At 31.9% G+C, this 15085-nt stretch carries 11 protein-coding genes; all 11 read left to right on the forward strand.

Going from position 1 to position 15085, the window contains the following annotated elements; all coding sequences use genetic code 11:
- Positions 1 to 25 precede the first annotated feature (25 nt).
- Positions 26 to 1282 carry a PorV/PorQ family protein gene (locus HALSA_RS04610; RefSeq protein ID WP_013405444.1) on the forward strand — a complete coding sequence of 419 codons (1257 nt, stop codon included), beginning with the start codon at positions 26 to 28 and terminating at the stop codon, positions 1280 to 1282.
- A 289-nt stretch (positions 1283 to 1571) separates the two neighbouring features.
- Entirely contained in the window at positions 1572 to 2120 is a 549-nt protein-coding gene (locus HALSA_RS04615; protein ID WP_013405445.1) for an outer membrane beta-barrel protein, read from the forward strand.
- Between the two features lie 285 nt (positions 2121 to 2405).
- Entirely contained in the window at positions 2406 to 3941 is a 1536-nt protein-coding gene (locus HALSA_RS04620) for a tagaturonate reductase (protein ID WP_013405446.1), read from the forward strand.
- An 88-nt stretch (positions 3942 to 4029) separates the two neighbouring features.
- The gene (locus HALSA_RS04625; protein WP_013405447.1) at positions 4030 to 5550 is read left to right on the forward strand and encodes a tagaturonate epimerase family protein; all 1521 of its coding nucleotides are present in this window, start codon (positions 4030 to 4032) and stop codon (positions 5548 to 5550) included.
- Positions 5551 to 5660: 110 nt separating this feature from the next.
- A complete protein-coding gene (gene uxaC / locus HALSA_RS04630; protein WP_013405448.1) occupies positions 5661 to 7028 on the forward strand; it encodes a glucuronate isomerase in 1368 nt (455 codons plus the stop codon).
- A 56-nt stretch (positions 7029 to 7084) separates the two neighbouring features.
- Positions 7085 to 8590, forward strand: coding sequence for a UxaA family hydrolase (locus HALSA_RS04635; protein ID WP_013405449.1), 1506 nt, complete (start codon positions 7085 to 7087; stop codon positions 8588 to 8590).
- A gap of 101 nt (positions 8591 to 8691) precedes the next feature.
- Positions 8692 to 9639 carry an AEC family transporter gene (locus HALSA_RS04640; protein ID WP_013405450.1) on the forward strand — a complete coding sequence of 316 codons (948 nt, stop codon included), beginning with the start codon at positions 8692 to 8694 and terminating at the stop codon, positions 9637 to 9639.
- A gap of 157 nt (positions 9640 to 9796) precedes the next feature.
- Positions 9797 to 11665 (forward strand): glycosyltransferase family 2 protein, encoded by a 1869-nt coding sequence (locus tag HALSA_RS04645; RefSeq protein WP_013405451.1) that lies wholly within the window; start codon positions 9797 to 9799, stop codon positions 11663 to 11665.
- Positions 11658 to 12440, forward strand: coding sequence for a hypothetical protein (locus HALSA_RS04650; protein ID WP_013405452.1), 783 nt, complete (start codon positions 11658 to 11660; stop codon positions 12438 to 12440). Before HALSA_RS04645 ends, HALSA_RS04650 begins: the two co-directional genes overlap by 8 nt.
- Positions 12441 to 12545: 105 nt before the next feature.
- The gene (locus HALSA_RS04655; RefSeq protein WP_013405453.1) at positions 12546 to 12818 is read left to right on the forward strand and encodes a hypothetical protein; all 273 of its coding nucleotides are present in this window, start codon (positions 12546 to 12548) and stop codon (positions 12816 to 12818) included.
- A gap of 133 nt (positions 12819 to 12951) precedes the next feature.
- Entirely contained in the window at positions 12952 to 14916 is a 1965-nt protein-coding gene (locus tag HALSA_RS04660) for a sigma-54-dependent Fis family transcriptional regulator (RefSeq protein ID WP_013405454.1), read from the forward strand.
- Positions 14917 to 15085: the final 169 nt, after the last annotated feature.

Consider the following 15085-nt stretch of genomic DNA (forward strand, 5'->3'; position numbering starts at 1 on the left):
AAAGAAAATAAAACAGGAGGAATTTATGTATAAGAAAAGATTAATAATTTTATTCGTGTGTATTATTTTGCTTACCACCTTAAATGCTCAAGCAGCATTAAATCCCAGGGCCATCGGGTTAGGTCATGATTTCTCAACTTTGAGCGGTGATGATTTTTATTATTCAAATCCTGCTGGTCTGGCTGGAAGAGAAAAAACAGCTTCTTTAAAAAGCTTTGCATCTTTTTCAGCCTGGAATAATATCCTCGATAACACAGAGTTTACAGAAGATGTTATCAAAAGCAAGTTAGAAGATGAAGATTTAATTTTAGCTGCTCGATCAGCAGCGGGGGTTCATTTTTATTATAAGAACTTTGCCCTTGGAATAAGTGGTAGAGCAGATGGGTTGATGGAACTAGACAGTGATGTAACAGAAATTTTAACCGCTGACAAACCACAAATAACCTTTGAAAATGGAGAAATTACTGCTGATAGTGTGACCGCCAACTTTGATGTTACTCAAGGTGGGGCAGCTGCAGCAGCTGATATTTCTTTAAGTTATGCCAGACCTGTTGCAGATCGATTTATAGATAGTTTTAATGAAAACAGAGATAACAAAATTGAATCTATTTATCTTGGTGGAACATTTCATTATTTAGAAGGAGATATCTATAATTTTTCAGGTGATGGAGAAATAAAGGCAGAATTAGAAAATCAACAAATTAAATATTCAGGTGAAGCAGAATTTATCACAAATAGAACTGACCAAAAAAAAGCTGTCGGCAGTGTTTTTGATCTGGGAATCAATCTTAAAATGGAAGATAGATATAGTTTTGCTTTTGCTTTAATGAATATTGGTGAGCTATCTGCAAATAACTTTATAAGAGATGGTTATAAATATTATCCTGATGAAAATGATAATACTGAACTTATTGAAGAAGAAATAGAAGATCAAAAAGTTGAAGAGCAGATAAAATACAAATTGCCTTTAATCTATAAGCTGGGAGCGAAGCTGGATTATAGTGAAAACACCGCATATTATGCTGAATATTCAAGAGTTGATTACGATAATGGTCCTACTGATAATATTTTTTCTTTTGCCGGTGATTTTAGACAAGACAGCAGCGTACCTTTAAGATTTGGAGTTAATTATGCCTCTTTAAGAGAAAGTTTAGAAGTTGCTGCAGGTTTAAGTCTTAACTTCAATAATTTTAAAATAGATTTTGGTATGGCAGATTTAAGAGCTTTATTTGATGATGCAAAAAGTGTTAAATTAGGACTAGGTACAACCATTACTTTTTAAATTTAGAAATAATTTAAAATGATTGTATAACTGAATAATGGTATTAAAATATATAATAATTCAGATAGCTTGACACTTGAAAATAAAAGGATTAAGATTATATCAGTATCGAATATTTGTTAGGCTTGGATTGTAACTTTTGGTGGGGTAGTTTTGAACTCTCCTGCTTCTGCCTCACCAAAGATTAAATTATTAAATTGATATTTTTTTGTTTTTTAAAAAAGAAAGGGTTTTTTTGCCTTATCCGGAATATTATTAATAAGCGATAAAAAAAAAGGAGGAATTATTTATGAAAAGAACTTTAATTGTTTTAATGGTACTTTCTTTAATGTTATTTAGTTTTTCAGCTCTGGCAGAAGCTTATACTGCTCAAAGAGCTGGTGATTTTGAGGTTAAGCTGGGTATCGATTTTGGTGGAGATTTTGATTATGGTTCAGATAGTTATGATGTTGATATGGGTTACAGCCTGATTGGTGAATATAAGTATGCTTATAATCAAAATATTAACTTAGGTGCTGGCTTAAATTATCAATTTGACCGTGACTTTGATGATACTGATGGTGACTTTTCTTTTACAACAGCCTATATTTTAGGAGAATATAAAGTAACAGATAGTCCTGTTTATTTAATCGGTCATCTTGGTTATGGTTCTCTAAGTGTTGATAGTGCAACATTTTCTGGAGATGAAAGTGGAGGCCTTTATTATGCAGCTGGTGCTGGTATGATTCTAGATAATGATTATGTGGCAGAAGTTCTTTACAGCCGTAATAACGGTGAAGTTAATGATGAAGATGTAGAATATGATAAATTTACTATTTCTTTTGGAATTAGATATTAATTTAACAGCCCTGTTTTAATAATATAAAGTATTTACTTAAATTAGTCTTCCTCTGCATTTAAAAGTGCAGGGGAGGCTTATTTTTATTTAAAAGAGGAGAAATGCAAATGAAAACAGCAGTTATTTATTTGTCAAAAACTGCTTTTGTAAAAAAAGAAACTGCGCTAAAGATTACATAAAAAAACAAGTTATTTTATTGTTTATTAACTAATATTCTTATATCATTAAATTTGAAAGGTAAAATAGATTTAATAGTTAGTTTTTAGAAGTTGAGGGAGGATAAAAATGGCTAAAAAAGAGTTGAAGACCTTGAATCGAGAACTTCTTGAAAATGAATTTTTGGGCAGTAACTTAGCTGATTTCCCGGCTGAAATATTGGATTATCCCGAAAAAGTGGTTCAGTTTGGAGAAGGGAATTTTTTAAGAGCTTTTATTGACTGGATGTTTCACAAAATGAATAAAGAGGGGATTTTTAAAGGTAGAGCTGTTGTAATTCAGCCGATCAGAAAAGGAAGGGTCAGTAATTTAAATGAACAGGATGGTCTTTATACCCTTTATTTAAGAGGTATTGAAGCAGGTAAAGAAGTTAATAAAAAAGAAATAATCACCTCTATTTCAAGAGGCTTGGAATCTTATGCTCAATGGGATAAGGTGCTTGAGCTTGCTGAAAAAGAAGAAATAGAAATAGTTGTTTCAAATACAACTGAAGCAGGCATAAGTTATAATCCAGAAGATCATCTAGAAGACTGTCCACCCGAATCTTATCCAGGCAAATTAGCTGCCTATTTATATAGAAGATATGAACATTTTGCTGGTGATCCTGAAAAAGGTATGATTATCCTACCAGTAGAGCTTATAGACCGCAATGGTGATAATTTAAAGAGGATTATCTTAAAACTTGCAGATGACTGGAAGCTTGAAAAGGAGTTTAAAGATTGGATTAAAAACAGCAATCATTTTTTAAATACTCTTGTTGATAGGATAGTTACCGGTTATCCCTTCAACGAGATTGCTAAATTAGAAGCAGAATTAGGCTACCATGATCAGAATTTAGATACCGGAGAGATTTTTCACCTCTGGGTTATTGAAGGTGATGAAAGTTTAAAAGAAAAATTACCTTTTCATCAAGCTGCTTTAAATGTTAAATGGGTTGATGATTTAACACCATACCGCACAACTAAAGTTAGAATTTTAAATGGAGCCCATACTTCAACAGTTCCGGTCGCTTATCTAGCTGGAATCGATTTAGTTAGAGATGCAGTTAATGATCAACTGCTAGGAGAATTTATCAAAAAGGCTGTTTTTGAAGATATTATACCAACCCTTACAGCAGGTAATGCTGAATTAGAAGATTTTGCAGCAAAGATATTTGAAAGATTTAAAAATCCATATATTGATCACAAGTGGCTGGATATATCATTGAATTCTACCTCTAAATTTAAAACAAGAGTATTACCATCTATAATTGAACATATTGAAAAATTGCATAAAACACCGAAATATTTAAGTTTTTCTCTGGCTGCTTTAATAGCCTTTTATAAAGGTACAGAAATAGAAACTTCTCAGCTTAAAGCCTATCGAAATGGAGACAGCTATTTAATCAAAGATGATCAGGCTGCTTTAGAATTTTTTGCTCAACTCTGGTCTGAATATGAGAATAAAGAAATTAAATTATCTGAGCTAACAAAAAAAGTTTTAGCTGCAGAGAAGTTCTGGGAAAGAGATTTAACTGAACTGCCAGAATTAGAAAAAACTGTTGTTGATCAGCTTAAAAATATTGAAAAAGAAGGAATGAAAGCTGCTTTAGAGAATTTATTATAATAGAAAGAATAAAATAAATTTTAAAATAAGCAGATTAGAAGATTTCTATTAGCTGCTATTTTGCTTTAACTTCTAAGGAGGTTATATTATGCCATGGAGAGACTTTGCTGAAGAACTTGTAGGTACTTCAAAAGAGGCAATTAAAAAGCTTGCAGAATATGCTGAGGATTATAGAATTTATCCTCGCTCTATTAACAAACTGGGTAAATCATTTTTCTTTTTAGCAAAAGTTGAACAAAAAAAGAAGCTCATTATTTTAAATGAAAGCAAACACTTTGAAAGTTTTAATGGTGAGATTGAAGAGTTTGCCGGTTTTAAAGCAAAGGTAGCACCTTTAAACCATCACAATGCTCAAAGACTTAGAAAACTATTTCCTCATACAGCTCCTAAAGTACTGGGTAATAAAAATCCAAGTATTGGCCTTGGAGACAGGCTTGGTATAGCAACACCTGGCCATATCGATGCTGTTAAAGAAAGTGAAGTTATGCCAGTTTTTGCTCAGCAGTCAGTTCGTGAGTTAAATTTAACAAACCGAAGTTTCGAAGCTGTCTTAGATGATGTAAGTTGGGCTGTTTTTCAAGAGGGTTATGAAGACGGTTTTGCTGCTGATGCTGATCATTTAAAAAATAAAAATGAGGTCGAAACAGCTCTTGATATTGGTTATACCATGATAACTCTGGACTGTACTGATTATATCAATAACCTTAGAGAAGGTATAACATTTCAGGAACTTAAGGCACAATATGAGGAAATTGCTGATTATTTAAAAGATGGTCTGGAAAGTCAATATTTAAATAAAACATTTGTTTTAGGTTCAAATCATGAATTGGAATATAATAAAATGAATTTTTATAAAATTGTGCTCACCTATTATCAGATAATTGATTTTGCCAAAGAAATTTATCACCTGATAAAAAAAGAAAGTAAAGAGATTGATTTTGAAATTTCGATTGATGAGACTTCTCTACCTACCAGTGCAGAAGCTCACTTTTTTGTTGCAAATGAGTTAAAAAGAAATGGAATTAATATCAATAGTCTTGCCCCAAGATTTGTTGGCAGTTTTGAAAAGGGTATTGATTATATTGGCAGTTTAGATAAATTTGAAAAACACTTTAAAATCCATGCTGAAATTGCTGATCGCTTTGGCCATAAGTTGAGCATTCATTCCGGTAGTGATAAATTCAGTCTTTATCCTATTATCGGTCATCATACAAAGGGTAGAGTTCATGTTAAAACTGCTGGTACAAATTGGCTGGAAGCACTTAGAGTTTTAGCAGAAAATGACCCAGCACTTTTTAGAGACATTTATTATTATGCTCAGAAAAAATATAAAGATGCTAAAGAATATTATCATGTAAGTACTGAACTGGTTGATATTCCAGATTTAGCAAGGTTAAGTGACAAAGAACTGTCAGAGCTGCTGGAAATTGATGAGGCCAGACAGCTGCTTCATATTACCTATGGTTTTATTTTAGAAGCAAAAAAAGATGGGGATTATCTATTTAGGGACAAACTCTATAAATTTTGGGAAAAACATGATAAAGAATATAGAAAAGCCCTTGAGTTTCACATTATAAAACATCTAAAAAAGTTAGGGTTTTATAATTAAAGCTGATCAATAATTTCTTTTAATTGAGAGAAATTACGTCTAATATCTATGAAATATCTAGATTTTTAAGTATCATGAAAACATTTTCAAAAAAGTTAAGGAGGCTTATAATGGCGTTATTAGATCAAAATTATTTGTTAGAAAGTGAAAGTGCAAAACGTTTGTATAAAGAAATTGAAGAACTGGCAATTTTAGATCCCCATAATCATGGAGATGTAAAAGAGATACTGGACAATGAAGCCTGGAATGATATTTGGGAGGTTGAAGCTGCAACTGACCATTATGTCTGGGAATTAATGAGAAAAAGAGGGGTTCCTGAAGAAAAAATAACAGGTGACGCTTCAAATAAAGAAAAGTGGATGGCCCTTGCGGAAGTATTTCCAGAATTTGCTGGTAATCCAACCTATGAATGGATCCATCTTGATTTGAAGAGACAGTTTGGTATTGAAGAGAGTATTTCCAAGGATACTGCAGAACTGATCTGGGACAAAACTAAAGAAATTTTAGCTCAGGCTGATATGAGGCCTCAAAGTTTATTAAAAAAGATGAATGTTGAGATAATGTGTACAACAGATGAGCCATATTCTCTATTAGAAGAACACAAACGAGCTAAAGAAGAGGTGGATGGAGTTAAAATATTACCCACCTGGAGACCTGACAAAATCATGAATATAGAAGCTGATAACTGGCTTGAATATGTTGAAAAACTAACTAAGGCATATAATGAATCAAAAATTGAGCAGTTAGATGATCTTTTAACTGCCTTAAAAAATTCTCATGATTATTTTGCCGAGATGGGTTGTATTGCAAGTGATCACGGGATTTTAGAACCGATTTCTTATAGAGTTGAAAAAGGCAGAGCTGCAGAAATTTATCAAAAAGGCCTTAAAAATAAAGAGCTCAGCAAAAAAGATATTAAAGATTTCAAGGCTTTTATGCTGGCAGAATTCGCTAAATTAAATCAGGAAAAAGACTGGGTAACCCAACTTCATATTGGTGCAGTAAGAAACTACAGAGAGAGCCTGTATGAAAAGCTCGGACCTGATACTGGTGGAGATATTTCTAATTATTCTATAGAGATAGTAGATAACCTTAAGTATTTTATTAACCAATTTGGTGAAGACTTAAATATAGTACTTTATACTATGGATCCTGTCCATTGGTTTACGGTTTCTACGATCAGCAGGGCTTTCCCTAAAGTAAGTTTAGGTGCCCCCTGGTGGTTAAATGATACTCCTTATGGTATGGAAACACAGCTTAAACAGGTGACTACTGTTGATTTGTTTTATAATTTGGCGGGAATGGTAACAGACTCAAGAAAATTAATGTCTTATTCTTCTCGAACAGAGATGTTTAGAAGAACATTAGCCAATGTAGTTGGAAAGATGGTTGATAAAGGCCAGATGCCTTATAGTGTTGCTGCTGACCTTGTGAATCATGTTTGTTATGAGGGTCAATACAATCTATTTTTTAAATAAATATTATAAATAGCCCGGTTATAACCGGGCTATTTAAGGTTTAGGAGGAGTTAATTTTGGGAGATAAAACATTATTAATCAATCAAAAAGATAATATAGCTATTACTTTAACAGAACTGGATGCAGGAGAGTTTGTTGAAATAGATTCACAAAAAATTAAAGTTTTAAGTGATATTCCACTTGGTCATAAAATTGCTCTAAAAGATATTAATAAAGGAGAGCAGGTTATCCGCTATGGATATCCAATTGGAAATGCAAAAGAAGATATTAAAAAGGGAGAATGGGTACACACCCATAATCTAAAAACCGGGCTCCAGGGTAAGCTTGACTATAATTATCAACCTCAGCTAAAAAACCTAGAATGTTCTGGGAAAATCCCGGAATTTCTTGGCTATAAAAGAGAAAACAAGAAAGTTGGAATTAGAAATGATATCTGGATTATTAATACTGTTGGCTGTATAAATAAAGTTGTAGAAAAATTAGCTTTTAAAGCAGAACAAAAATATCAATCTTTAATTGAATCAGGCATTATTGACAGCATTCATGCTTTTCCTCATCCTTATGGTTGCTCACAATTAGGAGGCGATTTAAAAAATACTCAAAAAGCTTTAGCAGGTCTGGTAAATCATCCCAATGCTGCTGCAGTTTTGGTTGTTGGCCTGGGTTGTGAAAATAATTTGATTGAAGACTTTAAAAAATATATTGGTGATTATAACAACAAAAGGGTTAAGTTTTTAAATCTTCAGGATGTAGAAGATGATATTAAGGTAGCAGAATCTCTGCTTGATGATCTGGTTGTTTATGCTAAAGATTTCAAACAGGAAAAAATTCCGGTTTCTAAGCTAAAGATTGGTCTTAAATGTGGAGGTTCAGACAGTTTTTCCGGGGTAACAGCAAATCCTCTTTTGGGTAAAATTTCTGATAAAATAGCAGCTTATAATGGGATCAGTATTTTAACTGAGGTTCCAGAGATGTTTGGCGCAGAAAAGATTTTGATGAATAGGGCTAAAGATAAAGCAACGTTTTATAAGCTTGTTAAATTAATAAATGATTTTAAAGATTATTTTCTTTCTCATGACCAAGAGATTTATGAAAATCCATCTCCTGGTAATAAAGAAGGTGGGATCACAACTTTAGAAGAGAAGTCATTAGGTTGTACTCAAAAAGGTGGTACAGGGACTGTAAATGATGTCTTTTTCTATGGTGAACAGGTTGAAGGAAAGGGTTTAAATCTTTTAGAAAGTCCTGGCAATGATCTGGTTGCAACTACTGCACTTACAATAGCTGGTGCCCACCTGATCCTCTTTACTACAGGAAGGGGAACCCCTTTTGGAGGAGCTGTTCCCACTGTTAAAGTTTCTACAAATAGTAGAATTTATGATCAAAAAAGAAATTGGTTTGATTTTAATGCCGGGCAATTACTTGAAGGCAAAAATATGGAAAATCTGGCAGAAGAATTTTTTGATTATATTATTAAAGTTGCCTCTAAACAAATAAAAACAAAAAATGAAATAAATGATTATCGCGAAATTGCAATTTTTAAAGATGGTGTAACATTGTAACATTGTAAAAAGAGAACTTGATTAAAGCTCTAAAATTTAGTATTATTAACTAACAAAATATAAATTATATAATTAATTACAGCACCTCAGAGGAGGTTTAAATGTTAGACGACTTTATTTTTAGTCTAAGTGTAGCTTTACCGATATTTTTAATAATGCTAAGTGGCTTTATATTCAGAAAAAAACGAATAATTACTGTAGAGTTTATTGATGCAGCTAATTTCATTATTTTTTATTTGGCTTTACCAATAAAACTTTTTAATAGTGTTGCAGAAAGCTCTGTTACTGAAAATTTTGATATTAGATTTATTGGCTATGCCCTTTCAGCAACAATTATAAGTGTTATCATAGTCTATTTGTTTTCAGTATTTTTTATTGATGAAAAGAGCAAAATAGGAGCTTTTGTCCATGGAACTTTTAGAGGTAATTTTATATATGTAGGTTTTTCATTAATGGAAAATGTAACTGGAAGTATTGGGGCTAAAACCCCTTTGATAGTTGCTTTTATAATCCCACTATATAATATAATCGCTGTTTTGATTTTAGTTTTTACAAATCCAGCCAATAAGGCAAAAAATCAACTTAAAAGTGCCTTTAAAAATATTTTAACTAATCCCTTTATCATTGCAATAATTTTAGGTGCTGCAGCTTCTTTAATTGATTTTAAATTACCTTTAATTTTGCAGAATACTGCTGATTATTTTGATGTACTGGCAACACCTTTAGCTTTATTGACAATTGGGGCAACATTTAAAATTGACAAATTATTTGTAGATATTAAATCTTCTATATTTGCCACCATATTAAAATTACTTATTTTACCTGCTTTAGCAGTTTCAACAGCAATTGCTTTTGGTTTTGCAAATGAGGAAGTGTTTTTGATTTATGTACTTTTTGGAGTACCCAGTGCTGTTGTTTCTTATGTGATCACAGCAGCTATGAATGGTGATCAGGACCTGGCAGCTTCAATTGTTATGATGACAACCTTATTTTCTGTTTTTTCGATCACTTTGTTTATCTTTTTATTTAAGGTTTTTGCTATTGTATGATAATGATAATTTTAACTTTTTAGATTAAATTTTATTCTAATTAAAAAAGTATATATCATTTAGACAATATTATCTTTGATTTACATATATAGAAAATAAATTTCTATAATGATGTTTAATAATCAAAATACAGCAGCAAAAAGGTAGGCGACAGATCATGAAAAATAATAAGGATAGTTTTTTAGGAGAAGCGTTAGTTAAAAGAGCTTTAATAACCGAAGAAGAACTTAATAAGGCCCTGCAAATCCAGGCTAAATCCGGAGGACTGCTTGGAGAAATACTTGTGGCTGAAGGTTTTATTAAGATGATTGAGTTGTTTTATATTATTGCTGAAAAAGAAGAGCTGTCTTTAGGAAGTAATGATTTAGCAGCCTGTCAAAAACTGCTTGATCCTGAGTTAGCTCATAAATTTGAAGTGGAAACTCTGGTTATTCATCAATTTTTCCCAATTATTATAGAAGACCAGAGATTAAAGGTCTTTGTTTCAAATCAAGGGAATCGGAAAGTTGATGAACTGCTTAAAAATGAATTTGGAGATATAGAAATCCACAAGATTATTGCTACAAGTCGGGATATCAGGTTTATGCTCGAAGAAGTTTTTAAAGAAGAGATGGTTGAAGAAGCAGTAAATGGCTTATTTTACCGCAGTCCAAAAGAATCTGCTTCAACCGTATTTACCTCTGAACAGATATTTTTCTTTTTTCTGGTTATAGCTATTTCTGCATTTTTGGCCTATCTTTATCCAAGTGAAGCATTAAAATATTTTCTTTATTTTTTCAATATTTTGTTTTTAGCTTCTATACTTTTTAAGTTTGTTTTAAGTATTGTTGGATCTTTTCAAGAAAAAAAGAACCTTATTTCAGAAGAAGATGTCACCGGTATAGATGAAAAAGAACTGCCTGTTTACAGTATTTTGGTACCCGTTTATAAAGAGCCAGAAGTTATAGATAAACTGATTTCAAGTTTGAAGAATTTAGATTATCCTAAAAGCAAATTAGATGTTTTGTTTTTATTTGAAGAAGGCGATATAGAAACTATTGAGGCAGCTAAAAATGCTTCACCTCCTGATAACTGGAGCTTTATTTATATTCCCGACAGTCATCCGAAAACTAAACCGAAAGCCTGTAATTATGGGCTTAAAGAAGCAAGAGGAGAACTCTTAACTATTTATGATGCTGAAGACATGCCGGAGCCAGATCAGCTCAAAAAAGCTTATTTAGCATTTAAAAAATCTGATGATAATGTAATTTGTTTTCAATCTGCTTTAAATTATTTTAATAGAGATGATAATATTTTAACAAAATTATTTACCCTTGAATATTCTTACTGGTTTGATTATATGCTGCCAGGACTTGATGCTTTAAAACTTCCTATTCCTTTAGGTGGCACATCAAATCATTTTAAAATTGAAAAATTAAGAGAACTGGGAAGTTGGGATCCTTTTAATGTTACTGAAGATGCAGATCTAGGAATTAGAGCTAATGCACGAGGTTATAGAGTTGGTGTTTTAAATTCAACAACCTATGAAGAAGCCAATAATAAATTATCTAACTGGATTAATCAGCGTTCTCGCTGGTTAAAGGGATATCTGCAGACTTTTCTGGTTCATAACCGACAACCCGTTAAATTTATCCAAAAAGTTGGATTTAGAGGTTGGTTTACTCTGCAAATTTTCATCGGTGGTAGTGTACTAACTCATCTAGTAGCTCCATTTTTCTGGTTTTTATTTATTTACTGGCTTTTAAGTGGCACACCTTATTTTGGAGAATTTTATTACGGAACATTACTGCAAATTTCACTCTTAAACTTGCTATTTGGTAACTTTTTGGGCATCTATCTGGCAACAATTGCAGTTTTTAAAAGAAAATATTACAGCTTAATAACCTATGCTCTATTAAATCCTTTTTATTATTTACTGCAGTCGGTAGCAGCCTGGAAAGCACTTTATCAATTATTTTTTAATCCATTTTATTGGGAAAAAACCCAACATGGTCTTACTGCAAGAGAGGTGAAAGAAAATGATTGAGCTAATAGTATTTGCAGCTGCCAATTATTTCTTAGTGGCTTACTTTAAAAAAGAAGAAACTGCTTATTTGTATATAGGTAGTTTGATGCTGGCCTTAGTTTATGTTTTAGCACCAGCAGTAATATTTTTGCTGCCTTTATACAGTCTTATTTTTTATTTTGAGCTAGTTTTTAAAAATAGTGAAAAAGCCTGGGCCCAGCTCTTTACTTTTATTCTGCCTTCTTTAGCAGCAATATTTTCCTTAAGTTATATCAGCTGGCTTTATGGAAGAGGCTTTCGTTTGATTTATCTCAATGATGCTCTTTTTAATTCGGTTTCACTTTACAGTGGTAATTTAGATTATCAGGCTTTTATTTCAGCTTTGTTTAGCAATATAATCTTTCTTGCCTTAAGTTATTTGCCTGTACTGTTGTATTTTGTTTTTAAAAAAGGTTTTAACAAACCATATCTATATTTATTTTTGATGCCTGCTTTATGGCAGTTTACCGGTTATTTTACAACAGGTTTAAAAGCAGAACTTTCTTTTTATATGCTCTATTTGTTTTTTGTGATAATATTTTTTGTATTATTTAGTGATGAGCTATCATTAAAGCTAAATAGATTGTACAGTCTTGCTGTAATCACTAATGTAGTAATTGCTGCAATATATCTCAGTACTGCTTTAAATATCTATCTACCGGAAAACTATATATTTATCAATCAAAGTATAGATAGTTTTTTACAATCTTTTGAAAATATAGTTGTAGATAATTGGCCTGGCCCCAGCTTATTTTGACATTGTCAATAAAGATTGATATTATATAAATACTGAATATATTATTAAAAAAGGAGAAGTGATATTATCAGTAAGAAAGCTACAATTTTAAAAGATCTTCTCTCAATGTTTATTGCTCAACACAAAAGCCAACTATCCTATGCCTTAGGATTTCTAACAGCCTTTGCTTTTAGTATAAGCTATATAAAATTTGGATTAGAATATGCTTTGCTTGCTCTTTTAGCAGGTCTTGTGATATTTGAAATATTCAATTACTTTTTTGGTAGTACTCCTGATATTATTGTGATGGGTGTAGATAGTGAAGAAGATATTATGAAGACTTTGAAAAAATCTTTAAACAAAGCCGTACAGGAGAAGAAAGAAGAAAATAACAAATAAATTTTAAAATTAAGACAGCCGAGCAGGCTGTTTTTTTTATTGCTATTAGTCTAGAATTATTGCTCAAATTATGATAATATTAAAATATAGAAAATTTAGACAATAAGCCATTATTTCAAAGAGGAGAAAAATAATGAATATAGATATTAAAAAAATCGAAGAGGCCTGGCAAAAGTTTATAGAAGAGGATATTGTAATTGAGAATAATTTAAGAAATGTGATTATTGAATCATGGCAGCGCTGTAAGGAGTATCAGGTAAATCCCTTTAGTGGGAGGGGTTCACATATTGCCGATAAAACTTTACAGAGAATTAGAAAGGCCAATCAGAATTTAATAAGAATTGCTCAGCCCTTTATGGAAGAATTAGCTGAGATAGTAAAAGATTCTGGTTTTGTTGTGGTATTAACAGATAATAAAGGTATGATTATGGAATCTACAGGTGATAAGCAGACTCTTAGCAATGCAGAAAAATTGAAATTCACTCCTGGTTCTTACTGGTCAGAAGAAAAGGTTGGAACTAATGCGATCGGAACAATAATAAAAATAGATAGACCACTTCAGGTCATTGGTGCAGAACATTATTGTCAAGAACATCATCCCTGGACCTGTTCTGCTGCTCCTATTCATAACCCTCAGGGAGAGTTAATTGGTATTTTAGATATGTCCGGTCCTTTTGATCATGCTCACCCACATACTCTCGGTATGGTAGTTGCTGCAGCTAAATCAATTGAAAATCAGCTTTCTTTAACTGATAAAAACAAAGAATTAAGAAAAACAAATAAATTTTCTAATGCTGTCTTTAACTCGATGTCAGAAGGTTTAATTTCTATAAATAAATTTGGGAGTGTTATTTTTATAAATCAGGCTGCTTCAAGAATGTTCGGTATTGATAGGAAAAAAGTAAATAACAAAGATGTAAGAGATATATTAGGAGAGCAAAAAGTAGTAGAAAAGATGTTAGCTGAACACAAAGTTTTTACAGATGAAGATATCTATATCCATAAGAATGAAGAAAAATTATACTTTAATGCTTCTGCCAGAATGATGTTAAGCCATGGTGGAGTTGCAGATGGTTTTATTATAATATTGCGTAAAATGAAAACTGTAAAAAAGATAGTTAATAGAATGTCCGGTAGTGAAGCAAGATTTTCTTTTAAGGATATCATCGGTAAAGATCCAGGTTTAAAAAAGGTTTTAGAAACAGCTAAAATGATCAGCAATAGTGATGCTGCAGTACTAATTGAAGGTGAAAGTGGGACAGGAAAAGAGATGGTTGCCCAGGCAATTCATAATAACAGCACCCGCAGTAAAAGGGTCTTTTTAAGTATTAACTGTGCTGCTATTCCGCAAAGCTTATTAGAAAGTGAGTTATTTGGTTATGAAGGAGGAAGCTTTACAGGTGCTCGCAAAAAGGGGAGACCTGGTAAATTCGAACTGGCTTCAGGTGGAACATTACTCTTAGATGAAATAGGAGAAATGCCGCTTAATATGCAGGCAAGCCTTTTAAGAGTTCTGCAGGAAAAAGAGATTAATAGAATAGGTGGTTTAGAACCTGTAGCAGTAGATGTAAGGATTTTAGCTTCTACAAATAAAGATTTAGAAGAAGAAGTAGCAAAGGGTAATTTCCGTAAAGACTTATTTTTTAGATTAAATACTGTGAAATTAGAAATGCCTCCTTTAAGAAAAAGAAAAAAAGATATAGAAAAACTGATAGAACATTTTATTTTTATTTTAAACCAGAGAAGCAATAAAAATATCCATGGAGTAGAAAAAAAGGTAATTGATCTACTTGAAGGATATAACTGGCCTGGCAATGTAAGAGAATTACAGAATGTTATTGAAAGAGCAGCTCTTTTATCTGAAGATGGTTTAATTAGGATTGAACAGCTTCCAGAAGACCTTAAAGAAAGTGAGCAATTTAATTTTAGTAATTTTGATCCAGGTCAAATTCCTTTAGTTAAGCTCAAAGATATGGAAAAAATAATGTTAAAACACAGTTTAACTCAAACCAAAACAATTACTGAGGCTGCAAAAGCACTTGGGGTTAGTCGCTCTACATTTTATAGAAAAGCTGATCAATTCAATATAAAAATTTAAGCAAAAATCAATATACTTCTAAAATTAACCATCCCTTGTATTAGTGAAAATAAACACTTGTTTTATTTTAACACATATCATTATATTGTATCAAAATAAAACATATACCCCCGCGAAGCCTGTCATCACAAATATTTATATTTTTTTTAGTTCTATTCATGTTTCACTT

Origin of the sequence: Halanaerobium hydrogeniformans, from assembly GCF_000166415.1 — a bacterium.
GTDB classification, from domain to species: Bacteria; Bacillota; Halanaerobiia; order Halanaerobiales; family Halanaerobiaceae; genus Halanaerobium; species Halanaerobium hydrogeniformans.